Source organism: Nitrosopumilaceae archaeon AB1(1) (assembly GCA_033471095.1).
Taxonomy (GTDB): Archaea; Thermoproteota; Nitrososphaeria; order Nitrososphaerales; family Nitrosopumilaceae; genus Nitrosoabyssus; species Nitrosoabyssus spongiisocia.
Genome location: CP136752.1, coordinates 542,357 through 566,900, shown reverse-complemented (window position 1 = coordinate 566,900; position 24,544 = coordinate 542,357). Strand labels below are relative to the sequence as shown.

The window sequence follows — 24,544 nt, the reverse complement described above, 5'->3', positions numbered from 1 at the left end:
TTATCAGACTGCTTTCTCGTAATGATAAATTGCTTCTTCCTGTGATTCAGATTGTATGGAGCCGGGGCGTTCATTTCGTATCTTTTCAATTGCATCTTTGGCAGAATATCCCTTATGTGCGATAAGATAGCACGTGAGAATTGTACCGGCCCTACCAAGACCTGCAGCGCAATGAACCATCACAGGTCGTTTCACTCGTATATTCTCATCAATGAATTGAACAGCTTGATTAATGTCATCTAGTGTGGGTGGTGAAAAATCTGGTGTTGGTAGATGTAAATATTTGATATCTTTTGTCCAAGAACCAGGCAGAGCTTGCTCAGTCATGGTTATGACACATTTAATATTATTTGATAAAATCCAATTAAATTCATCTTGTGATGTTGGTATTCCAGAACCGGCAAGATTATTATCAATTACCCATGAAAAATTTGTGGGTTTTTTTGTAATCTTTCCATGTATGCGTCGCCATACATTACCAGGTTTGCTCATTGCTATTGTTTGGAATTATCTACTTAAATAGCAATTGCTCTTACTGGTGAACCGGATGCGTTTCGTATCTTTAATGGTAAAACTACTAGTTTGAATAATTCCTGAGGTATCTTATCAAGATTGACTAGATTCTCTACCACAAGTGTGTTAGATTTTGCAAGAATATGATGTGCTGGATATTTCTTAGAATTTCCCGGATCAATACTTGGTGTATCTATACCAATCAGATTCGGTTTCTTTGTTGCGATATATCTTACAGCAGAAATAGATAATCCCGGACATTTTGTAAAGTAGAATTTATTCTTCAAGTGGGCAGACCACCCTGTTGCAAATACTATTGAGGCATGTTTGGGCAGTATGCCATGAATTTTTTCAAATTTCTTTATATCATGTGTAGTAATATTTTGATTGGCTGATTTTTTTATCTTGATTACAACTGCACTTCGTACAAGTCGTTTTGGTGATATTTGATGAATTTTCAAACCATTGTGTCTAAAGTGATATGGGGCATCCATGTGAGTACCTGTGTGAGTGCTAAGAAATAACATCTCTAGATTATATCCGTCCTCATTCAAATCACTCCAGAGAATTAATTCTTGTTTTGGAGAATCAGGATGATTAGGTAAGATTTTAGAAATCTCCAAAGTAAAATCCAGCATGATAGCATTTGATTAATTAAAGTATTTAATTATTTGATTGAATATTTACATCACTACATAAAGATAAATAGTATTTAGAGTATATCATATCGTGTCAATTTCGTTTGTTTTGTTAAACTCTCAATTAGGTTCAGAGAAAACGATCGCCGATGAAATTGATAATATACTAAAGAGTATAGATGGTATAACATACGAAGTTCAAGAGGTATATGGAGTATATGATCTAATACTAAAGATTAGTTCTGATAATTCAGAGTTGTTAGAGTCAGTAATCACTACAAAGATTAGACGAATTGATAATATTCAGGCAACACTAACAATGGTTGTAATTGATGAACAGTCTACTTGATAATTGTTTTAATGACACTTGTAACATGTAAAATTTCTTCCTCAGTATTGAAAAAATGCGGTGATGCACGTACAATCTTTTTATCGTATATTTCACGAGTTGCAAGTACTATACCCTGTGATTCTAGCTGTTTGACTAAATCATCTGCAGACTTGCTAGTTGTGAATGATACAATACTAGTTCGTAATTTAGGATCTTCTGGTCCATGAATGGTAACATTACTCATGTTTGTCAATTCTTCACGCATAATCTGTGCAAGATTCATTATATGATTTCTGATATTACTAAATCCAACATTAGATAGATATTCAGCAGACGCTGCAAGGCCAACCATTCCCACATAATTTCTAAAACCAGTTTGAAATTTAGACGGTATGTCTTTGTAGATTAATTTATCATCATCATAAATCATAGCAGACTCGCCTCCAATTCTATCAGGAGTTAATAGATGAGCAGATTCTTTTTTACAATATAATATTCCGGTTCCCATGGGACCACAAAGCCATTTGGCCCCTGTAAATGCAGCAAAATCACATTTGATGGATTTAACATCAATGGAATTTAGACATCCTACAGTTTGTGCAGCATCAACCAAAAATGGTATGAGTTGTTCTGATAGTATGATCCCTGCCTCCTCAACAGGAAGTATTGCTCCAGTATTGTATAGAGCATGACTGAGAGATACAAGTTTAGTTTCCTTGTCTATAAAATTCTCTAGTTGTACAAGATTAAAAACTCCATTTTCATCTATTTTTAAATTTTTAACTTGTGCTCCTATTTTACCTAGATTTAGCCAAGGATAATAATTTGCATGATGTTCATGTGCTCCCCCTCTAGTAATAATATTTGATGATGACGTTAGATTCAGACCGTTTGCTACAATGTTAATTCCGTCAGTAGTACTATTTACAAGAACAAGTTCTTCAGGTTTACAATTAATTAATTTAGATATAATCTTTCTAGTATTGATTAATTTGTCATTCACATACGAATCACAGGTTTTAGAGTCTGCCCCTAGTGCATTATATTGTATTAGAAAATTATTCATTGCTTTAATCGCAGGCTTGGGTACAAGTGACACAGATGCATTATTCAGATATATTTTATCGCCAAAATTGAAATCTTCTTTCACGTCATTTATTTGAGTCATTATATTAGATGAGATGATATTCGTGACCGTAAATAAAAATCTTAAACATATAGATATTATCAAACTGCTGAATAAAAACACACTAAATTACTTGTTATATGAAGAGCCAGCTTCCAAGATTAGTATAATATCGCAGATAATGAATAATTGTGATATACCCATACTATATCTGGATTTTGATTTATTATTTAGTGGATATATTAATACTGGTTTGATAAAAACGAATCATAAAGTTACAATAAAAACACCTACACCATACACATGGAAAGATACTCTAAAGTCAGCAATGAGTTACACATCTAATAAAAGATCAATAATTGTTTTAGATTCACTTAATGGATTATCCAGTATGCTAGAGAGAAATTCTACACGAATAATTTATGCACATATTATGTTATTAGGATTAATAGCTAGACATTCAAAATCAACTGTAATAATACCTTGTATGATAAAAAAGAAAAAAAAGAAAGAGTGGACAGTTGCCATTACTGGTGGTAAAATTATCAATCGAGAGAATGAAACTAAAATTCATTTAAAATGGAGTAAAAAGGGAACTTTGATTAGTCTAGTATAGATTCTAAACGGAGTTATAAAAAATTCAAACAGCGTTATAATCATACTAGATTAGGTAAATTATATTAAGCAGAGATTGAAAGTTCAACTATGCCAGTTGGTATAATACCTGATATAGGTGAACAAATGTGTATAGGATGCGCTCTTTGCGTTGAAATATGCACTACATTAGGACCAGACGTCTTAAGAGTAAAGCCAGTCGAGGGTTGGAAAAGAGGTAAAGCATTCGTGTTTTATCCAGAACGTTGCATCTCTGATGGAGCATGCATAGGCGTTTGCCCAACCAAGGCCATCTTTTGGATGCGCCCTATGGACTTTACTGTTGGTCAGCCAGTTCCTCTTTACAAAAACTCTGTCTTTGTTAAGGGTTGGACTGAACTAGTCGACTAGTCTTTTTTATTTTTTGTTTATTTTTTGTTTTAAAAATTATGGTCTTTGCCAAATATTATCATGACTTTGATAAACTAAATTCTTCATGAAGTGCATTTAATACTATTTTATGATCTTTATCTTTTATAGCAAATGCAATATTCAACTCTGATGACCCTTGGGTTATCATTATAATATTGATATGATTTTTTGCAACAGATGTAAACACTCTTGATGCAATTCCAGTAGTTCCACGCATTCCAGAACCAATCAAAGTTACCACAGCTACATCTGGTGTCAATTCCAAATTTTTAAACATCTTACCTAAGAGATTTGTTTCTAATGAATGAGTTGCTTTTGAAACATCTTCTTCCTTTATCATTATTGATATACTAGACTCTGATGGGTTTTGAGATATCATCATTATATTCACTCCAGCTTGCGCAAGATTTGCAAATATTTTAGCTGCCGTGCCAGGCTCTGAGGTCATACCCCATCCTACAATATCAATTAGACAACAATGACGTATTGCGTATACACATTTAGCTGGATTTTCAGTTTCATGTATTGACTTTGAGATCAGAGTTCCCTCATTATTCATTTTGAAAGCATTACGTACACGAATCGATATATTTTGTTCTAATATGGGTTCAAATGCTAAGGGATGAATTTGCTTTGCTCCAAACAATGCCATCTCTATTGCTTCCACAAAGGATACATTTTTGATTATAGTTGTGTTATTCACTATTTCAGGATCAGCACTCATCATTCCATCAACATTGGTAAGTAACCAGACCTCGTCTGCCTGTATACAGTGAGCAATTATAGTAGCGGTGTAATCAGAACCGCCTCTACCAATAGTTGTTATGTGACCGTATTGATCGGCTCCAGAAAATCCACCTACTACAGGAATGGTACCGTTTGAAAATAATTTATTTATAGCTTTAGTTACATGTAATTTTGTAGTGTCTTTCAAAATACGTGCTTGACTAAAGTTTGAATCTGTAATTATTCCAATTTCTTTACCAGTATGTCCAATAGCTTGTATGCCATGATCAAGTAGAATAGTTGAAAAGAGATATGCAGAGAATTTTTCACCAAATGAGAGTAAATAATCTAGTGAGCGCGGTGTAGATTCGCCTAGTAGTAATAATCCATTTGTTAAATCTCTCAATTCGTTAAGTGTAACCTTGAGTAAATTGAGTGCTAATTTTTTGTTAGAATCAGTATGAATTAATTCATGAATAATATTTTCATGTTTAGACATGATATTTGAGAGAATATCATCAATGAATACTTGATCTTTGTTTGTAATGTGTTCAGAGATTTTTACTAGATTATCAGTCACTCCAGAAAGTGCCGAACACACAACTACAATATCAGCATTCTTGTTCAACTCTACGATATTTTCCACAATCTGGCTTATACTCTTAGAATCATCTAACGTTTCCCCACCATATTTTAAGACTAGTTTCAATTCAGTATCCTACAAAATCTACCTGTGTTTTTAGTTTTCTACTCTAGGTGCAAGATAAAAGTGAATTCTACCTACATTGGCCACCTTGAATTCTAGACGTAATGGTTTAGAAGAGGAAAATTCACACATTATTGAACCAGTTGTATTCCCAACTGCTTTTACAACCGGATTTAGATAATCAAGACTGTATGTGCCGGTTCCCTCCTCATCCACTTGTAACTCTATTAATTCATCATTGTTTTTCTTAAAATCAACATGTGCATCACCACTATCCCCTGAACCAGAAAAGATAACACCATTAGTCTTTGTTGTTATCGTTAAATAATCAGATACAACTTGAATATCACCAAGAACTCGATTAAATGATGCAGATTCAATTGTAAATTTTGAATTATATGGAACTTTGGGTAATGGTGTATCTGTACTAGAGGACTCTAATAATCTAATTTTATAATTCTTATTTTTACCTATTACAACTTGAAGGTTATTATCATCAGTTACATTAATCTTTATTGCATCTTTTTTATCAGCTCGTCTAATTAGTTTGGAAAAATCTACAATATTTACACCAAATTCAATCTTGTCATCACATTCATAATTTTCAAATGCAGAATTTGGCCAAAGAATATCTATCAATGCAACATGAGAGGGATCCATTCCTCGAAATGTTATTCCTTCCTCAGTTGCAACAAAAGTCGCCTCTTCCATTAATGTAGATATTGCAGAAATTATAGCTTTGAGATCATCTGATCCATTTGTCATAACTGAAAATGTCAAGTTATAATTTAATGCATATAGGTTATTTATATTTCTAAAAGATGAGTACATTGTTCAAAACTCGGTACTTTTCAGTCTAGTGTTAAATTTGGGACATGTATACGAATAAGAGTCATAATAATTTAATTTTCATGACCTTAATTTAACACCGCTGTCAAATGCCCCTTATTTTTAACAGTATATTATATAGCAATCTATTTAATAAGATAAACTAATTAATTTTGTATATGGTCGATAAACAAATTATTAATAAAGAGAACTTAGAAACCAAATTTAAATTAGCAGAAATTAAAGAAATAATTACGGTCTGTGATCAAATTAAAGAGCCATATAAGAAATCATGTTTTGAGTTTTTATTAAATTTTCATTTAGAAGGTTCTTTAAAATCTAATAATGAATCTATAAATAGTAAAGATGAACAGAGCGTTATCTTAAAAGATAAAATAGATATGCCAAATCATGTTATAATATTTCTTCAAGAATTTAAATTAGATAAAACCATAATTGAAAAATTATTTGAGAGTAAAGATGGTGAGATAAAAATACACTGTACTCTCCCTCCTGCCGCAAGGGGCAAACAAGTTATTCAACTTACATTACTTCTTACTCTTAAAAATTTTATTAAAGATGTGAATAATAACTTTTCATGTACGCGTAGGGAAATAGATGAACTTTGTAAGAAATATCGTGTTCTTGATGATAATATTAGTACTCATTTAAAAGCAGGGAAAAGACTGTTTATAGCTAATAAAAATACTTCTTTCAAGCAAGGTAACAATAAATCACGACAAGATATAAAATATAGATTAAATGTTCAAGGTCAACAGAAATTAGTAGAAACTATAGAAAAAATTATTAAGATAGATGAACCAAAGAACTAAATTAGAAGATTTGCAGAAGGATTTAACATGTATTAAAACTAAATTAAAAACTACCGAAAATACAAAAATTCCAAGAAAAAATATCAAAGAAGATTGTAGAGTTATTTCTTGGAGATGGTCTGACGAAATACAGCCAAGTTTAACTGATTATTTACAAAATGTTGATTCTGTTGATGAATGTACAAAATTATTTACAATGTTATTAGAAACATGTTCAAGTCATGCTCGTGTTAAAACATATGTTAACATAATATCGAAAATACTTAAAATCTTAAAAAATAAATTGATTCCAGCAATATTTAATACTACTAGTAATCAAATTAGGCAATTAGATATTTCAGAAAATATAACAAAGAAGGAAGAAGATTATTTTGGAGAGGCAAAAACTTGTTACAAGTGGAATTGTTACCGTGCTAGTATTCTATTAGGTTGGAATGCTACAATATCTCGAATTCAAATAACTATAAAAAATAGAGGATTCGAAGAATTTAATACGAAAAGTACTACTATGCATGAAACTAAAAGTGGCAGATATAAAAAATTTACAAAATCATTCAATGTTCAAAATATAGCTGGATTACAAGTAATTCCTGACAGTGATATATTACAAGTTCTAGAATTTGGGGATTTAATTGATTCTAGTCAATTTGATCGTTTAAAGTCTTGTTTAAAGACAAGAAATAATGTAGCACATCCAGGAAAGGCAACAGTCACGGAGCATAATATATTATCTTTTTATTCTGATATAAAATCAAATATTTTTGATAATGAAAATTTTGATATAAATAATTCTGAAAATGTAACATAACAACTATGGACAATAAACCATAATTTTGTATAGTTAATTTTTGTTGTATCTATTCAGGTCCTCTTAAAACTCATGGCTAAATCTCCCAAAATTTTGAATCGCTAGGCACGAGATTTGAATCCATACTTTTATTTTATTCTATATTTATAAATATCAATTGCTGACTTGCTAAGTCAATATCCAAGGTTCTCCCATATTAACTCATTACCACTTTTTTGTGGACAATACATAGTAACTTTGACCGGATCAGGACTCAAAGTTTAGTTGGTTTTGTACATTTGATGCTTGCTTTTAAAATTAATTAAAAACTAAGTTCTTTATGTTTAATATACAAATAATAACTTTTGATAGTAATTATAGTAAATAATACTGAAGATAATGAACCAATCGGAGTTTGTTTCCATATTTCAGAAGTTTCTTTATCAACTCCATGATTACTAATAATTCTAGCACCACCAACACCATGACCTATGTTGGCTAAAGAGTGTGAAATAAATTTGTCATTCTCAAGTTTTTTAACAATACCACCAATTCCATCTAATTTGGTCACATCAATACTAAGATCTTTAGTAATTTTTCTGAGAAAAAACTCAAAAAAAGATAATCCCTCAAACATGGAATCTCGAGGATTTTTTTCGTGTTCTAATAATGCTTTTGTTATGTTGTTTAAATCCAGTCCTTGTTCGCTTAGAAATGTGAAAGTACGTCCATCCAAAATATCTATTAGAAAGTTTTTTACTCCTATTTCATTATTTAATGATTCAACTAATTTATCCAAATATTGTCTTGGTAGAATATTTGTGGGTTTTAGTGTGATATAATCACCTGTTTTATCTTTCTTTAACGCACCTGATGAATTACCCCATTTATTGAGAATTAACATAATTTGTTTTTCTGAATTATCTATTTTCATAAGTGTTTTGATAAAACCTACAGATTCTGATTTAGTTAGTCCCTGAGTTAAGAGATTAACATAAAGTAGAAAAGGTGGAAAATCTTGTAAGAATTTTCTAAATAAAACTAACAAATCAGATACATGACAATTTCTAATTTCATCAACCATATCTGGTCTTATCTTGAAACAATTATTTGATTTTACTATAATTTTCAAATCCAAACATGTTTTCAATGATCTCTCTAACATTTTTTTAGTCTGTTTGGAACCGAAGCCCATGAAAATATCTTCTTTAGATAAATCTCTGTCTGTATTGGCAATTAATTTAGCCATTTTCATAACTTTATCTACCGAAATATCTTGTAATGTCAATTTGGAATTGCTTTCACCACTCATACAATCATTATCCAAAAAGGTAATATAATAGAACTCCACAATTATGAACATGAAAAGTGGAGACGATGTTTGGTATATTCCTCAGAGTGTTTTTTTGGATGACATTAAATCAATCCTTGCATATTGTTATACTTGCCAAAAAGCAAATAAGGATATTACTACTGTGAAAATTATAAAAACAATTTCAAAATCACCATTTATTGTCAAAAACACTGTAAAATTGCTAGAAAATATTAAAATGCTCACCACAAATAATGAAAACGATACTTATCATTTGAGTGATGTTTCTATGAAATTTGCTGAAAAGTTAAAAACTGGTGAAGACATTACAAAAGAAGCAAACGAGATTATAGAAGAGTCATACCTATCAGATATTCTTCATATTATTTTGGATAATAATAGCATAACAAAAGAGTCGTTTATTGAAAAAATTCTAATAAATTCATCTGTTGGAAATCCTAAAAGAAGACACCCATACATCACTACAATTAATTGTATCTTGGATATTCTAAATTTAACTGGGACGATTTCTGAAGAAAAATTTTTAAAATTAAGAGATAAACAAAAAAAAGACACCAAGAGTAAAACAACTTCCAATGTTAGATCTAAATCACCTAAACAGAAAGAAAAATTGAATAAAGAAATATTCTTAGGAGTAGGTGTATATGGAATTATAAAAACAAATAGTGCTGAAATTCATATAAAAACAGATGATGATTTGAAATTCAGCTAAATTAGTTTTTAATAATATTGAAAAAAGTGTACTAAATAATTAGTAAATCTGGTTTTTCTCATAAGTGTAGAATGTAATTTTGTAGTATACTTGAACACTGCTAACAAACATTTTACAATTCACCGACTATTATTAAAATGTGGAAATTGTAAAAAACATAGTGGAGATTACAACTATGATCAAGATTGAGATAAATTTACTAAAAAGAATTGTGATATAATGTCTAAAACATGGCTAGAAAGATCTGGTCAATTTAGGTGATCAGAATCACTATTTTGTACCAGAACCACTAGGAATTTCAATCCTTAGAAGATCCACATCTACCATTCCAGAACTTCATAGAATTTATTGCATAGTTATGATGTTTATCATCTTATGATAATAACCCAAAGTCAGTAATCTTTAGAGGATTGTGTTATTGGGTTTAGATAACTTTATAGAACCATATCCAATAATAGTTAAATTAGGAATTGGCTAGTTAATTTTGTGCCTTCTAATAAACAAGAGTATAACGGTATATTTGCAAATCTTCAGACTCATCATAAATGGTTTGCAAATTCCATCCCACTAATAGCAAGTGAGAATATACCAAGTCCGGCTGTACGAGAGGCTATAATATCTGATTTTGGAAATCGTTATGCAGAAGGTTGGCCCGGCGAGAGAGTGTATGCAGGTTGTACATACATTGATAAAGTTGAAGTAAAGTGTATGCAACTTGCAAAGAAATTATTCAGAGCAAAATTTGCAGATGTAAGACCAGTATCTGGTGTAGCAGCTAATCTTGCAATATACTCTGCATTCTCTGACCCTAATGATATAATGTTAGCTCCATCCATACCTGCAGGAGGACACATATCACATGGTAAGAAAGAACATTCTGGAACTGCAGGACTTGTACATGGTTTGAATATAGAATTTTATCCTTTTGATGCACAAGAGATGACGATTGATGTAGACAAGACAATGAAGAAAGTAAAAAGTTTAAAGAAAAAACCAAAAATTGCAATGTTTGGTGGCTCGCTGTTTTTGTTTCCTCATCCAGTAAAGGAGTCTGGTGATTTTCTAAAGAGTTATGATATACACATAAACTATGATGCTGCTCACGTTGCAGGTCTTATCGCCGGAAAACAATTTCAAGATCCTCTGCGTGAAGGTGCAGATACTATGACTATGAGTACACACAAAACATTATTTGGTCCTCAGGGTGGTTTGGTGCTTGGTTCTGAAAAACATGCAGAAGTAATCAAAAAAGCAATGTTTCCTGGTCTTACTAGTAGTCATCACATACATCACATGGCTGCAAAAGCAGTAACATTTGCTGAGGCACTAGAGTTTGGCAAGGATTATGCAAAGATTGTAGTAAAAAATGCAAAGGCTTTGGCCGTTGCGTTAAATGATAAAGGATTCAAGGTATTGGGAGAGAATAGAGGTTTTACAAAGTCCCACCAGATTGCTGTAGACGTACTACAGTATAGTGATGGTGGAGTTGTAGAGGCTAAATTAGAAAAGGCCAACATTATTGTGAATAGACAATTAATACCAGGGGATATCAAGGCTGGTAGAAATTACTTTCATCCAAGTGGCATTAGACTTGGGGTTTCTGAAATTACTAGATTGGGTATGAAAGAACCACAGATGGAAATTATCGCAGATTTCATAAGTCAGGTCATTATTGAGAAAAAGAGTACATCTGTAATTAAAGCTAAAATAAGTAAATTAAGACAAAAATATCAAAAGGTGGGTTTTTGTTTTGATAAAAAACTTGGTGGTTATGATTATGTCAAGTTGCGCTAAAATCACTTAGATATGATTGCTCTCCCTTACTCTTCCCAAACACTAATTCAATTTCATCAGCAAGAGCGTGGATCCTACTCTTTTGATATTCACCAACATCATATTTTTCAACTAATCGTTTTGCAAGTTTAAGATATTTTTCTATAGACGGTCGTGTTATTGTTTGAATTAGTACATGTTTACATTTGCATTTCTTTGTTAAAGGAATACGTCTGTAACTTTCACCACACTTTGTACATCTCACCTTTTGTCGTGTGTATGATCTAAGATTTCCCATAATATCAGGAACAAAATGTGTAGAGATTACATCTGATACGGTTTCACTAGGATTTACAACATTGATCAACTCTGCATTTTTCACCTGCATATCAAATTTATCCATCATGGAATCTAGCGTAGAGTATGCACTACGCGATTCTGATGTGACAAGATTTAAAGTGGTATGTGTAAAATAATAATCAGAAAATTGCTTTGATGTGTCTAGTCGTGATTTTATTACATCTACACATGTAATGTCTGATGCTTTTATTTTTTCTCGTGTTTTTTGGAAGAATTCTAATGGAAATCTATGCATTACCTCAAAGTTATGTGCTTGTGATTGTGATTCGTGTGGCATAACAATAGGTTGTACAAGTAGAGGTATATCCATCAGTCCGCCAATTCTATCTGATAGAAAGTGTCTAGAGAAATTTAACAACGGATCTAATAATAACATGATAGAATCTGCATCACCGTCTGCGTCACGTCTTTTTGCAGAGTGCCAATTAGGTGTTGCAAAGCAAACATGTGTATTAGTGTACCCAATTATTCTACCAACTATACCTACAGAAGTGTGCGGGGCAAGACCAATGATGAATTGGCCTAGAAGGGAATCAGTATTATTTACATTGTAAAAAGGCTTTTTTTCATATAGTAATTTTAGTTCTCGATCAATATACTTTGTAGTTGCCACAAGATATGTAGCACATGATAATGGTATTATAACATCTTGCATTAGGATTTCTACTGTTTGATCTAAATTTTGCAAGGGATCTCCGTTTATATCTTTTGTATATCCAAGCTGATGTAATTTATCCAAGGATGTTCCAATCCATCTAGGCTTAAAGTGTGTCAATGGTGAATTAGTTGCTTCATATCTTATTGTTCCATCTTTAAACATTGTAAGATTTAGATTCTGACGTATCAGTCCTTTTTCTAATGGTTCTGCAATTCTATTAGTGTTTACAAGTTCGTTGACTCCTTTGAAAGGACTCTGTACGCGTATGCCTGTTCTCTCTTGTGCCTTGAGCAATTTTTTTTTCAACGGAAAGGGTTTAAAGGAATATTGAAGTGCTTTTCTTTTACACCGCTTACATTCTGACTCTGTCAGTTCTGTGTGACAGCTAGGGCAGATGTAATTGGATATGGTCTTTTCATCACAATTCCTACATCGCAGCTCTATAGATAATTCATTACATTTCGGACATATGCGATTCGATATGCTAGTGAAAAAATCAGGTATGGCAGCGGCCTTTGTCAGATCTTGTGTGTTTGTTCCTTTATCACCAACTGGAAATAGTATGTGGGTAGGAGGGTCCATTTCACGAGCTGCTGCTTTCTCTGGTCAACCTACTCGGACTCCAACAGAGGTAGAAAATTTTTCTCGTATAGTAATTCCAGAAGAGTTTGATATTATTTGAAGAATTGATTCATCGTTATTTACAAGAGGATTGTCTAACAGTAATTTATGAAATATTCTGGCCTCATTACTTTTCAAGATAATCATACCGTCTTGTATTGTGTGAGGTACACCCAATGTCTCTAGGGTAGTTTTACACTCCATGGTATATGTAATGAGATCTCTTGTTGGATTCACTGGGGTGATTAATAATTGCAATTCTTTTTGTGATATATGATTCCAATAGTAGGTATATTTTGGATGAAGTGGTATTTGGAGTTCTTTGGATAACTGTAATGATTCATCTAGAGTAGGTATGTCTGTTAAAAATTTACCATACTTGGAATCCTTTATTTTTTCTCGCAACTCCTCCTGCCAATATTCCTCTACATATCCAGATGGAATTAATTGTGCATTATTTTCAACAAAATCTCCATATGAAATTAGTATGTCTCCTAGATGTAATATTTTTGCAATATTATTTTTTACTTTAATTGCTTCTTTTACATCTTGAATTTTTATCACGTCGCCATTTTTCAATTTGACAATGGGGGTTTCTATACTATCTACAAAAGCAACGGTAGATCCTTTACCTGGAATATTTGTTTTAATCTGAGTTCCCACGACTATGGTATGATCTAAAATTTCAGCTACAGCTGGATGTAGTCCCATTGAGGCGAAGCCAGTGTTACAAGATCTTCCATAGCGTAATCTAAAACCGCCGAGTTTTTTTGGAATTGAAAGTATGGAACGACCAGCTATAAGGTCATGCATTCTTTTCTCTCCTGCGTCTTCATCATCAGAATCTTTCTGTACGGCTCCATGAAGATTTTTCAACCACTCCCAACCTTCCATTTTGTAATGTTCTACTCGTTTAGTGAGTTTCTTGGAACGCCCAATAAGACCATCATTCAATACACGCAGAGCTCCTCCACGAACTCTATCGGTAGAAATTCTAGTCATGTTTTTGTGATTTACTACCTCAAATGGATTTGTATCAACACCGTTCAACTCTACTGGCAAGTTTGTGATTACCGTTGTGATGTCATCATCTTCCACGTGATATTGAAATGAGCTTGCTTCACGCTCATAGATTCTCAATTCTTCAATAAATCTACCTGTTTCATCATCAAAACAATTTGCTTGGTATTTTGATAGACCTAGAATTTTTCTTACATGATCTGCTATCAACATTGTAACAGCAGATTCTGTTCCACCTGCTGAGCGCATCGGTCCGGCTATGTATACTGATAGATATTCAGATGAGTCTTTATTTTTTTTAATTTTAATATCACTGATTCCTTGTAATGGAGCTATGGTTACTCCTTCTGTTACAACTGCCAATCCAACTCTAACTGCCAAATCAGCCTTTTCTTCCTTGGTAGCATCAATGGGTAAAAATTTACCCTCTGCTATTTCTTTAGAGAGTAGTAATGCAGATTCTTCTTTACTATGGCTAGTGAGAAGTTCACGTAGATGATCAGCTATATCAATATCATGCATTTTAGCCACACGATCTGATAGATCAAATGCAATTTTTGGCTCCACAATACTGGAGGAATCACGCAGAGTTGCTTTAGCGTCAGCTGCAACTTCAAACATTTTATAAGACTGTTTTGCTATATCTATGTAATATTTCGAATAGTATTCTGGCATATCCATATTTGAAATTCGATTTAGAGTGGTAGATTCTGACATTAGATATGAGGCTACTTTTGTATGGAATTAATGATATCTCGCAGTGTCTCTAGATTGTTATTTTTCTCTAAAATCGTGCCTAAAACTAGGGCATCTGCCCCTGCATTAGCAAGGCTAGTAGCTATTTTAGCATCTCCAATTCCTCCACCTACGATGATGAAACCGTCAAAGACTTTACGAACAGTCTGGACCATTTCTGGTGTAACATTCTGAGATGCTCCAGATCCTGCTTCAAGATATACAAAACGCATACCAAGGAATTTAGCAGATAAAGAATATGCAGCTGCAATTTTCGGTTTGTTGTGTGGTATGCCTTTTGCAGAACCAACAAACCATGCAGTGGTATCATTTCCAATTATGATGTATGCTGTTGGTAAAGCCTCTATTCCATACTTTAGGACATTGTATGATCCAAGTGCTTGAGCCTGTGAGATAAAGTATGGATTATCAGAATTCAATAATGACATAAACAAGATTGCATCAGCACCTGGAACTATACCGGATACATTACCAGGGAATAATATCACAGGTATGCTAACTGAACTCTTTATGTTTTCTACCACTTTTAACATTTCAAACTGATCAATAGCAGATGAACCACCAACAAGAATGGCAGATGCTCCAATTTCTTGTACCTGTTTTGCCAAAGATGTAGATTCTGTAGAATTTGAGACTTCGGAATCAATTAGTACAAAAACTAGAGTTTTTTTCTTCTTAATTTCTTCATTTAGGTACTGTTCAGTGCTACCTGGCATGATTTAATTAATAACACCTTTCATTAAAGTTTAAGTTATGCATACTATATTGTATAGCTGATGGGTAAGGTTCAAAAGAAAAAATTTACAGGTATCATAAAGGAAATCATTGAGAAATCATTGTTTACTGAACGACAAATAGAAATTATTCTAAAACAGAGGCACATGTCTGATATGGAGTTTAACGTGACTAGGGGGGCTTATTACAGGCAGGTACAGCAGTCACAAGAGAAGTTGGAGGGGTTATACTACTCTATGATACTACTGCGTGGACTAGACCTTATTGATGATGAACACTACAAGGTAGTAACTAAACTAGGCAAGCACATTGATGTGATATTAGATAGTGATATCTTTAATGAACGGGAGAGGGATGTTGGTAAGATGATAGACGAAGTAGTGCAAAAGCTTTCTAAAATGTGATATTATAGCCAAAACTTAATAAAAACTGATTAAAAACTGTGATATTAATAATTTCTAACATGATATTATGTATAATTATATGATATTATTAATTATCACATGATATAATGAGTGATATTGTGCTAATCATGTAGTATCACAGTTATTTTAGTGATATTTTGGCTATGGAATTCAACGTAATTAGGTGATAAGATCGTGATGGTATAATGATTAATCACATAGTAATGAATTAACAATAGGGTGTGTAATAGCTAATGTATATATCATAGAATATCACATGATATGGTATGGCAGATGTTCCTGATGTACTAATAATTGGTGTTGCAGCTTTCTTTATTGGTTTCATGGGTTTGTATCTCTTTCATAGATTCCAAACATCACAAGAAAAAAAAATATTACCATCTATGCAACACTTGGAACAATTAAATTATTATGAACAACAAATTATACAACTAAGAATCAGGATGGATGCGTTATCACTTGAAAGTGAAAACAAAAAAAATGATGAAAATAGGTATGAAATCAAGCCTAAAATTACTCAAACAGTAAAGGTAGATCAACAAGAAAATAGTGAGGAAATAGTGAAACAGTTTGAAAAGATTAAACCAACAACTAGTGCAGAAATTGAAAATGAAAAAATTGAAAGTGAAAATAGTAAAACAGTTGATCAAGAAATTGATTTAGTTGAAGATGTTTCTATTGAAAGTGAAAAACAAATTGCTTCTACACCAAATTTAGATCATGATGATATCACACTACAGATATTATTATTAATCACATCAGCTGATAGGACATCACGTGATATTCAAATTGAGTTGGTNAAGAGTCGTGAGCACATATCACGTATAATGACTAATCTATTTAGGAAAAAGTATCTAAAGAGAACTAGGATCAGACCTTTTGAATACTCTGTAACTCCAAAGGGTAAAAAGACACTCAAGGTACTCAAGCGAGCATCACGTGTAAAACAACGTCAGAAATGATATGGATTCATTAAATTTGTACATTTATGCTTGAATTAATCAGGATGGTATCAACAAATCCTGTTTGTGAACGTGCGTTCCAATAATTATGGTAAATCATGAGATTTAACTGTATTATTCAAGTATAAATATTGAGGTTAATATTATATTCTACATATGGTAGGTGTCAATTATGGGTTATCTCTATAATCAACTGGCAACTGTTGTAAGTGGAATATTTGCAATAGTACTAGTTATTTTATGGATATTTTTAGGCCCCACATTTCCAGTGTTACAATTTGTTTTCATTATGGCAATACCTATAATGATATTTCTTGTTATTACATGCTGGTTCTCTCAAAAGAGTGCAGATTATTCAACATCTAATCCAAGTCATATAATGAAAAATGAAGAAATTTCTTTGGAGCGGTACAACAATATGATCACCCCTCCAAAAAGGGATAAAATGTTGATGGAGGAGGAATTGATGGAGGTAAAAAGTGAATTCGGGGAAGGAATCAAAGTGCTACGCAGTAAGGCAGATTTGAAAGACGATCAAATTATAGCGTTAGAAAAACAAATCAAAGAATTAGAGACGCAGGTTCAAGTTGAAGTTGTAAGAACAGAGTTGATAAAATTAAAACAAGAAGTTAAGAAACTAAGTTGAACAATGACATTTCACACCATGTTCATTTTTACATGATGGACAGCTATGAGCTCCACCAAAATGACATTTACACGTACATTCATTCATGATTACTCATGGATATGGTCTTATCAACTAGATTATGTAATCGAAGTATAGAATCATCATTGGGTTTTTCATCCACAATAGAGCTAGTCTTCATATAAACTGCTTTGGGATTTACAATCACACCAAAGTATGACATAAGTTGATTCAGTAGAGAGCCTACAAAAGTAAATCCTATATCTCCAGCTGCCATTATTGCAACACCTGCAATTTTACCTGCAGTTTTCTTATAATCGATATACTCAAACAGGTTCTTCAAGGCCGCACTGAAAAATGAGTTGTAAATAGGGGTACCAATAAGCCAAATATCTGCATCCATGATTGCCTGAGCTGCATGTTTGGTTGTTTCACTAACATTACTAGAACCAGTAAAGTAGTCAATTCCACCTTTTGCAAGATTAATAAATTCAACATTTGCCTCTTTTGTTTTGATATAATCATATACAGCCTGCATCATAATCTCTGTATTCCCTCCGGTTCTAGGACTGCCTGATATCACCACGATCTTCATATGTTAAATCAAGATGGTTATTATTTAAATTGGCATATGATTCTTAGATAAAAATATCAACAATTAGTTTTTAAATAGATATTATATCATTTATCATATGAGTATTAGCCCAGAAATTGAAGATCTCAATATTAGAGCTAAGAGATACTCGGAAACATTACAAAATATTCATACTGAGATTAGCAAAATTATTGTTGGACAAGATAAGATTATTGAAGATTTAATATTGACATTAATGGCAGAAGGACATGTATTATTGAAAGGGGTTCCAGGTCTAGCAAAAACTCTATTAATCAAGACTCTGGCAGGATGTATAGATTTAGGGTTTACAAGATTACAATTTACTCCAGATCTTTTACCTGCAGATATAATTGGAACAAAAATTTATGATCACAATACAACTTCGTTTAAAACGCTCAAAGGACCAATATTTACAAATTTTGTTTTAGCAGATGAGATTAACAGGGCTCCACCCAAAGTTCAATCAGCACTGCTAGAGGCCATGCAAGAACAACAAGTTAGCATACAGGGGGATACTCATCATATTCAAAGACCATTCTTTGTAATGGCAACACAAAATCCAATTGAGATGGAAGGCACATACAATTTACCTGAGGCTCAAATCGATCGATTTATGTTTAATTTAGTAATGACGTATCCCAAGAAAGAACAAGAGGCAGAGATTATACAGCGATTTACAGAGGGAAGTGTTCCCCAAGTAACCAAAATAATTACTATTAATGATTTATTGGAGATACAAAAATTTACTCATGAAGTTTATGTTGATGAAAATATTAGAAATTATATAGCTGATATTGTAGATGCAACACGTCATCCAAAGGAGTATAAAATAAAGTCAGGAGTAAATATAGAGTATGGGGCATCACCTCGTGCGTCACTATGGCTTGCGTTAGGATCAAAATCACGTGCAATACAGAATGGTAGAGGATATGTAATACCAGAGGACGTACAATCTGTGGCATATCAAGTCCTCAGACACAGAATTATTCTTACATACGAGGCACAAGCAGATAACATCATTACTGATAATATTATAGAAGAGATTCTTAAAGCTGTAAAAGTGCCATGATGTGATTTATGTGGTACAAGATATTGTAAAAGATGTTTTAAGGCAGGTAAAATATTTACAGGTCTCTACGAAAAATAAATCTCATGGATTGCTCTCTGGAAATTATTACTCTATATTCAAAGGTCAGGGTTTAGAATTCTCTGAGATACGAGAATATCGTCCAGGTGATGATGTTCGAACTATAGATTGGAAAGTTACTGCTAGATTTGATTCACCATATGTAAAAGAGTTCATCGAGGAACGTAATACTCATGTGTATGTTATGTTAGATATGTCAGGATCCAATAATTTTGGAAATAATATATCCAAAAAACGTCGTGCCTTGGAGGTTACTGCATCATTATTATTCAGCGCATTTCAAAATAATGATTTGATGGGTGCTTTTCTATTCACTGATAAAATCGAAAAATTTGTACCTGCCGGTGGAGGAAAAAAACACATGTTAAAGATACTAAATGATATAGTGACATTTGAGGGAGAGTCACGTGCAACAAATATAGAATCTTGTTTAAAAAAAGTTTCAAAAATATTAAAGAGATCTTCGATGATAATAATAATCTCTGATTTTTTCGATTCTAGTGATTTCTATAAACCGCTTCGAGTTTTGGGTAAAACAAATGATATTGTGGCAATAATGATAACTGATGAGCACGAACAGAAACTGCCAGATGTTGGTCTAATAGAGTTGGAAGATGAGGAGACCGGTGAGCAATTATTGGTAGATACCTCAAATAATGAATTTCAAAGGGAATATCAAAATGTGGTTTTAAAACATCAAAATGAGTTGGTTAAAAATTTAAAAAAAAATAGAGTATCTTTTGCCAAGGTTTTATCTAATGAACCATATGATATTCCTCTGAAAAAATTATTCAAATATAGGGCTGTATGATTCATGGCAGGTTTTGATTCTACAATCTATTTGTTTGGGCTTTTGGTTCTTCCTCTACTGTATGTTCTTTATTCTAAAATAATAAGGAGAAGAAAAAAAGCTGCGATAAAATTCAGCAACTTGATGTTTGTCAAATCTGCAATGGACAGAAAAAAAGTTACTAAAGATTTATGGTTATTTATCATATCACTTGCCACAATTGCTCTATTAATCATTGGATTCGCTGATCCTCACATACCATTAGAGCAAAGTAAAGAGGGTGTAAATGTAGTATTTGTGATTGATGTTTCTGGTAGTATGTTAGCAACAGACTATACACCCAACAGACTAGAGGCAGCAAAGAGATCTGCTGGAATATTATTAGATGCACTGCATGAAAAAGATTATGCCGGTGTTGTAATCTTTGAGAATGGTGCTACCACTGCTGCATATCTAAGTCCGTTTAAGGAAAGAGTTGCTGATAGTCTAAGAAGTATAACTCCAAAACAAGGTCAGACTGCGCTTGGGGATGGTCTTGGATTGGGAATAGATATGGCAACTTCTATACCAAACAAAAAGAAGATCGTGATTTTGCTCAGTGATGGTGTGAATAACGCAGGGGTAATCTCTCCGCGTGAGGCTATAGAGTTTGCCAAGATAAATGCAATTCAAGTATACACCATAGGTCTGGGTTCTTTGGATCCAGTAGTAATTGGATATGATTTATTTCGAAATCCACAATATGCAGAATTAGATGAGAGAACATTACAGGAGATTGCAAAACAGACTGGTGGTAAATATTTCAAATCAATAAATATCGATACGTTGGATGAGATTTACCAGAACATAAGTGAAGAGATTGAACGTGAGAAAGAGGAAGTTTACATAAAAGATTGGTTTTTCGGTTTAGCTCTACTATTAATTCTTGTTCAAGTATATCTGCGCTACGGACGAGGTAAGATTATTCAATGATTAAACTTGTTTTGATATTTCTTTTTAGTTTATTTTTTACAACACAGGCATTTGGTCAAGATGTTTCCATATACTTGGAGCAGACTGAATATGATTTTTTAGTTGGAGAGAATGTTGTAATTCCTGCAATTATTAATAATACACATGGACTACCAATTATTGGACAGATACAATATACAATTACAACTAGTGTGCAGCAAGGATCATCTAGTATTACTAATGTTAATTCAGCCACGGTGCCATTTCAGTTCAACACAGGAGTAGAGACTATAACGTTGGGATTCGGTTCACAACCGAATCCGGGAACTTTGAACGCACAATTACTCTTCAATTATATCGATACAGAACCCAAGGTTTTAGAGCAAAATTTAGTTATTAATATTATTCTAAATCCATCACAAAAAAATAATCAACAAAACCCAACTCAAACTACTTCACAACCAAGCCAGCAGAATCAACCACAACAACAAAATGAACAGTCAAGAGATCCTTTCTCTCAATCAGTATCATCTAGACTACAAAATAATCAAATCCCACAAGATGGACAAGCTATACAAGAAAAATACGAGGAAGCAGTTCAAGAAAATAGACAGACAGAAGAACAATTTCAAAATGAATTGGCCAAAAATGAGGATTTTGATCAGCTTCATCAAGAATTATTAGATGAAGGATTTCAACAGACTGATTCGACAATAAATGCTGAATCAGAAGACACGGGAAATTTTACTGTAGATTATCAAAATGAGGATGGAGAGTTGGGTAGTTTGGAGGGAAGAATGGAAGATGGAAAAATTACCGAAATTCAAAAACAGACACAGTCTATGCAAGAAGAGTTGTTGAATAATTTGAAGAGTAGTGAGCGATTCCAGGAATTAGATCAGCAGTTATTAGATGAAGGTTTTATTGAAACTGAAACACAATTTCAAGGAAAAACGGATTTAGGAGAACAGAGTCTAGATGATTCATCTGAGCAGAATAATTTGTCAGAGCAAAATTCCTCAGAGGAGCAGACCTCAGATATTGGTGAGAGTATGAATCAGTCTAGTTTAGAGCAAGAAACACGGGTGTCTGTACAGTATGAGAATCCTGAAACAAATGCTACTGCTAGCATTACAGGAGTTTTTGATGAGGAAGAATTGAAAGAAGTTATTTTAGATTCATCAGATTCGTCATTTGAATTTCTGTGGTGGATGATCCCTCTTTTAATAATCATAGGATTTATTGTGTATTTGATATATAGAAAATATTATATTAAAAATCAAAAAGAGATAATTCTCGATGAACCATTCGATTACAAGGTGGAGGCTAGAAAATTAATTATAAAAGCACAGTATAATTTTAAAGAAGGAAATTATAAAAATGCGTTTTCTGATGGTAGTAGTGCAATAAAATTATTGCTAAGTTATCAATTACAACTAAACAAAGAGATTACAAACAAAGAATTGTTGGCTCAGATTGATTGGAGATCACCGAACTTTATGAAGATATCAGAAGCGTTGGGAACAGCCAGTTTAATTGACTTTGCCAAAGCCAAGCCAACTGATACGAATTTTGATATGATTGTATCTGTATTTGAGATAATTTATAAAGAAAAACGACCAAGAAAATTGTTGTAAATTTATTATAATTATACTCATATAAGAAAATTGTTAGAATTAACGGGTTCGAAGGGCTTCGATCCCTTGACCTGTAACTTAGGAGGTTACCGCGCTATCCAAGCTGCGCCACGAACCCATTTGAAAATGATTTGTTGTGATTATTAAGGCTAATCAAGTAAGAGATTTGAAAAAAATGTTGTTTAAACCTTAAATGTTTGTGATGATTTTGTTGGTTATTGGGCCGGTAGTCTAGTTGGTTAGGATACCGCCTCGACACGGCGGTGATCGTGAGTTCGAATCTCTCTCGGCCCATTTTTATCGTTTTAGTATAGTTTCAAAATTCTTTTCTATCAGGGTCCATGCAGTTTCTATTGTGACTGTTCCTTTAGCAGAAAATTCTATTGGATCTTCATTTATAATTTGATTATATTCTCGTGTGTTTTCATTATTTAGTGTAATGTAAAATATACTTTGTAATGGGATGGTTGAGTTGGGGAAAAATGCAGCTCTTCCAGGCATTGAAACGTCCTCAGTAGAATAAGAACCGGTTCCCAAATTTTTTCCGTTTACAAATAATTCATAAGATATTAGTGATATTGTAAATGTTTTGTCAGTAGGATTGTGTATTGTAAATTCTACTTTTAATTTTGCTTCATTTAATGCAGAGTCTGTGTTTAATAGTTTTGTTTCAGTCAGTTGAATTTCTGCTTGATCTAATGCAGGGTTGTCGAGGCTGGCATAATATACAATACCACCCATCAGTATGAATAGTCCTGCTATGGCACCGAACACGATTATTTTTCCTTGTGTTACCATTTTGTTAATGTTACATATTGTGTTTATAAAATGTTGTTTGTTAATAATAGATATTATCTCTAAGATTCAAGCTTGATTATGATAGAGCAGACCATATTAGTGTGGATACATTTGATCGCTGCAAGTATTTGGGTAGGCGGCTCGTTGTTTTTGGGTGTAGTATTAGCGCCATTACTGAAAACAATGTACACATCTACAGAAGAGAGAATAAGAATTATGATTATTGTCGGAAGGAGATTTAATAAATTTGCAATTCCTGCGTTATTAATATTAATTGGAACTGGTTTGTACAAAGCATATCCTATTTTAAAAAATACAGATTTGGTGTTTAGTTCTGATTATGGCAATATTTTATTAATAAAAATAATTGTTGTGATCATATTACTAATTATTTATGGATTACATATTCGAGTAATACGTAAAAAAGTAGAGAATGATATCATGAGTGGTAATATGTCAAAACTACAACTACAAAAACTAAGAAAGAAAATTATAATTTTGGGAGAAGTTGTTGTTGTTTTATCTTTAGTAATTTTATTTCTAGCTGCTGTTTTAGATTCAGGGTTGTAAAATTTTTTTTGATTGTAACATTGTTGTTTCCAGTTCTGTATTTTTATATATCCATTCGCGACCTCTGCGTGTTCTAGCGATTCTTCCTCTGTTTGAGAAACGAAATAGATATGTAGATATTACACTGAGTTTAATTGGTTCGTTATATTCGTCCTCATATTTTTCAAGAATATAGTTTGATGTAAAATTAGATGTTGAATAGTGTTTATTTACAATAAACCAGATTTTAGACCCTATAGAGGAAAGATTGGATTTTGCCGGTTTGGTGGTTATATCCATTGCATTCATTAATTCAAGGACTTTGAGGACTTTGGCCGGTGTTATGTTACCGACCAATTTAATATCAAATTGTATACCATCAGCGTCTTTTCCATCAAATCTAATTCGTTTTTGACCCAAGTATACTAACGTTGTATAATGAATATTTTAATCATAACCTAAAGATTGTTAATGTCAATATCTGTGAATATTGACTAGGGAAATAACGACATACTTCACAAGTAGATAACAATATAATATG

At 32.7% G+C, this 24,544-nt stretch carries 24 protein-coding genes, 2 tRNA genes and 1 pseudogene; 15 read left to right on the top strand and 12 right to left on the bottom strand.

The window, feature by feature from the left end; all coding sequences use genetic code 11:
• Window positions 1-3 precede the first annotated feature (3 nt).
• Together R1F52_03365 and R1F52_03360 are read right to left on the bottom strand one after the other, a co-directional pair.
• Complete coding sequence (locus R1F52_03365) at window positions 4-492, bottom strand: dual specificity protein phosphatase 23 (GenBank protein ID WOV93681.1); 489 nt, start codon at window positions 490-492, stop codon at window positions 4-6.
• 23 nt (window positions 493-515) lie between these two features.
• A complete protein-coding gene (locus R1F52_03360) occupies window positions 516-1,136 on the bottom strand; it encodes a cyclase family protein (protein WOV93680.1) in 621 nt (206 codons plus the stop codon).
• A 106-nt stretch (window positions 1,137-1,242) separates the two neighbouring features.
• Between R1F52_03360 and R1F52_03355 the strand changes: the two genes are divergently transcribed.
• On the top strand, window positions 1,243-1,500 hold the full coding sequence (locus R1F52_03355; GenBank protein WOV93679.1) for an Lrp/AsnC ligand binding domain-containing protein: 258 nt from the start codon (window positions 1,243-1,245) through the stop codon (window positions 1,498-1,500).
• Here the strand turns inward: R1F52_03355 and R1F52_03350 are convergent.
• The gene (locus R1F52_03350) at window positions 1,493-2,650 is read right to left on the bottom strand and encodes an aminotransferase class V-fold PLP-dependent enzyme (GenBank protein WOV93678.1); all 1,158 of its coding nucleotides are present in this window, start codon (window positions 2,648-2,650) and stop codon (window positions 1,493-1,495) included. The two genes, R1F52_03355 and R1F52_03350, sit on opposite strands and share 8 nt — an antisense overlap.
• A 22-nt stretch (window positions 2,651-2,672) precedes the next feature.
• On the opposite strand from R1F52_03350, the gene R1F52_03345 reads away from it, so the two are divergent.
• The gene (locus R1F52_03345; protein WOV93677.1) at window positions 2,673-3,224 is read left to right on the top strand and encodes a hypothetical protein; all 552 of its coding nucleotides are present in this window, start codon (window positions 2,673-2,675) and stop codon (window positions 3,222-3,224) included.
• An 89-nt stretch (window positions 3,225-3,313) separates the two neighbouring features.
• On the top strand, window positions 3,314-3,613 hold the full coding sequence (locus tag R1F52_03340; GenBank protein ID WOV93676.1) for a 4Fe-4S binding protein: 300 nt from the start codon (window positions 3,314-3,316) through the stop codon (window positions 3,611-3,613).
• 58 nt (window positions 3,614-3,671) lie between these two features.
• On the opposite strand, the gene R1F52_03335 is transcribed toward R1F52_03340, so the two are convergent.
• Together R1F52_03335 and pcn are read right to left on the bottom strand one after the other, a co-directional pair.
• Window positions 3,672-5,069 carry an aspartate kinase gene (locus tag R1F52_03335; protein WOV93675.1) on the bottom strand — a complete coding sequence of 466 codons (1,398 nt, stop codon included), beginning with the start codon at window positions 5,067-5,069 and terminating at the stop codon, window positions 3,672-3,674.
• A gap of 30 nt (window positions 5,070-5,099) precedes the next feature.
• The gene (gene pcn, locus R1F52_03330; protein ID WOV93674.1) at window positions 5,100-5,831 is read right to left on the bottom strand and encodes a proliferating cell nuclear antigen (pcna); all 732 of its coding nucleotides are present in this window, start codon (window positions 5,829-5,831) and stop codon (window positions 5,100-5,102) included.
• A gap of 242 nt (window positions 5,832-6,073) precedes the next feature.
• Between pcn and R1F52_03325 the strand changes: the two genes are divergently transcribed.
• Window positions 6,074-6,727: a hypothetical protein gene (locus R1F52_03325; GenBank protein ID WOV93673.1), complete on the top strand. Its 654-nt coding sequence runs from the start codon at window positions 6,074-6,076 to the stop codon at window positions 6,725-6,727.
• The gene (locus R1F52_03320; protein WOV93672.1) at window positions 6,711-7,535 is read left to right on the top strand and encodes a hypothetical protein; all 825 of its coding nucleotides are present in this window, start codon (window positions 6,711-6,713) and stop codon (window positions 7,533-7,535) included. Before R1F52_03325 ends, R1F52_03320 begins: the two co-directional genes overlap by 17 nt.
• A gap of 301 nt (window positions 7,536-7,836) precedes the next feature.
• On the opposite strand, the gene R1F52_03315 is transcribed toward R1F52_03320, so the two are convergent.
• The gene (locus tag R1F52_03315; GenBank protein WOV93671.1) at window positions 7,837-8,802 is read right to left on the bottom strand and encodes a hypothetical protein; all 966 of its coding nucleotides are present in this window, start codon (window positions 8,800-8,802) and stop codon (window positions 7,837-7,839) included.
• A gap of 73 nt (window positions 8,803-8,875) precedes the next feature.
• On the opposite strand from R1F52_03315, the gene R1F52_03310 reads away from it, so the two are divergent.
• On the top strand, window positions 8,876-9,559 hold the full coding sequence (locus tag R1F52_03310; GenBank protein WOV93670.1) for a hypothetical protein: 684 nt from the start codon (window positions 8,876-8,878) through the stop codon (window positions 9,557-9,559).
• A gap of 486 nt (window positions 9,560-10,045) precedes the next feature.
• Window positions 10,046-11,353: a serine hydroxymethyltransferase gene (locus R1F52_03305; GenBank protein WOV93669.1), complete on the top strand. Its 1,308-nt coding sequence runs from the start codon at window positions 10,046-10,048 to the stop codon at window positions 11,351-11,353.
• On the opposite strand, the pseudogene R1F52_03300 reads toward R1F52_03305, so the two are convergent.
• Window positions 11,340-14,666: pseudogene (locus R1F52_03300) on the bottom strand (DNA polymerase II large subunit). The gene R1F52_03305 and the pseudogene R1F52_03300 overlap by 14 nt on opposite strands.
• A 53-nt stretch (window positions 14,667-14,719) precedes the next feature.
• Window positions 14,720-15,463, bottom strand: coding sequence for a geranylgeranylglyceryl/heptaprenylglyceryl phosphate synthase (locus tag R1F52_03295; protein ID WOV93668.1), 744 nt, complete (start codon window positions 15,461-15,463; stop codon window positions 14,720-14,722).
• 60 nt (window positions 15,464-15,523) lie between these two features.
• Here R1F52_03295 and R1F52_03290 point away from each other — a divergent pair, with 60 nt between their 5' ends.
• Together R1F52_03290 and R1F52_03285 are read left to right on the top strand one after the other, a co-directional pair.
• Window positions 15,524-15,886, top strand: coding sequence for a hypothetical protein (locus tag R1F52_03290; GenBank protein WOV93667.1), 363 nt, complete (start codon window positions 15,524-15,526; stop codon window positions 15,884-15,886).
• A gap of 1,155 nt (window positions 15,887-17,041) precedes the next feature.
• Window positions 17,042-17,515 carry a hypothetical protein gene (locus tag R1F52_03285; protein WOV93666.1) on the top strand — a complete coding sequence of 158 codons (474 nt, stop codon included), beginning with the start codon at window positions 17,042-17,044 and terminating at the stop codon, window positions 17,513-17,515.
• Window positions 17,516-17,594: 79 nt separating this feature from the next.
• Here R1F52_03285 and R1F52_03280 read toward each other — a convergent pair whose 3' ends face one another.
• A complete protein-coding gene (locus R1F52_03280; protein ID WOV93665.1) occupies window positions 17,595-18,110 on the bottom strand; it encodes an NAD(P)H-dependent oxidoreductase in 516 nt (171 codons plus the stop codon).
• A 97-nt stretch (window positions 18,111-18,207) separates the two neighbouring features.
• Between R1F52_03280 and R1F52_03275 the strand changes: the two genes are divergently transcribed.
• Genes R1F52_03275 through R1F52_03260 form a run of 4 tightly spaced genes read left to right on the top strand, consistent with a single transcriptional unit; the run spans window position 18,208 to window position 22,656 of the window.
• Entirely contained in the window at window positions 18,208-19,200 is a 993-nt protein-coding gene (locus R1F52_03275; protein ID WOV93664.1) for a MoxR family ATPase, read from the top strand.
• Between the two features lie 10 nt (window positions 19,201-19,210).
• Window positions 19,211-20,089, top strand: a complete 879-nt coding sequence (locus R1F52_03270; protein WOV93663.1) for a DUF58 domain-containing protein — start codon at window positions 19,211-19,213, stop codon at window positions 20,087-20,089.
• A 3-nt stretch (window positions 20,090-20,092) separates the two neighbouring features.
• Window positions 20,093-21,040 (top strand): VWA domain-containing protein, encoded by a 948-nt coding sequence (locus R1F52_03265; protein WOV93662.1) that lies wholly within the window; start codon window positions 20,093-20,095, stop codon window positions 21,038-21,040.
• On the top strand, window positions 21,037-22,656 hold the full coding sequence (locus R1F52_03260; GenBank protein WOV93661.1) for a hypothetical protein: 1,620 nt from the start codon (window positions 21,037-21,039) through the stop codon (window positions 22,654-22,656). The genes R1F52_03265 and R1F52_03260 overlap by 4 nt, the downstream gene beginning before the upstream one ends.
• Window positions 22,657-22,699: 43 nt before the next feature.
• On the opposite strand, the gene R1F52_03255 is transcribed toward R1F52_03260, so the two are convergent.
• Window positions 22,700-22,774, bottom strand: a tRNA-Arg gene (locus R1F52_03255).
• A gap of 102 nt (window positions 22,775-22,876) precedes the next feature.
• Here R1F52_03255 and R1F52_03250 point away from each other — a divergent pair.
• A tRNA-Val gene (locus tag R1F52_03250) sits at window positions 22,877-22,950 on the top strand.
• 3 nt (window positions 22,951-22,953) lie between these two features.
• Here R1F52_03250 and R1F52_03245 read toward each other — a convergent pair.
• Complete coding sequence (locus tag R1F52_03245) at window positions 22,954-23,454, bottom strand: hypothetical protein (protein ID WOV93660.1); 501 nt, start codon at window positions 23,452-23,454, stop codon at window positions 22,954-22,956.
• A 78-nt stretch (window positions 23,455-23,532) separates the two neighbouring features.
• On the opposite strand from R1F52_03245, the gene R1F52_03240 reads away from it, so the two are divergent.
• Complete coding sequence (locus R1F52_03240; GenBank protein WOV93659.1) at window positions 23,533-24,024, top strand: CopD family protein; 492 nt, start codon at window positions 23,533-23,535, stop codon at window positions 24,022-24,024.
• Here R1F52_03240 and R1F52_03235 read toward each other — a convergent pair.
• Window positions 24,013-24,423, bottom strand: a complete 411-nt coding sequence (locus R1F52_03235) for a hypothetical protein (GenBank protein WOV93658.1) — start codon at window positions 24,421-24,423, stop codon at window positions 24,013-24,015. The two genes, R1F52_03240 and R1F52_03235, sit on opposite strands and share 12 nt — an antisense overlap.
• Window positions 24,424-24,544 lie beyond the last annotated feature (121 nt).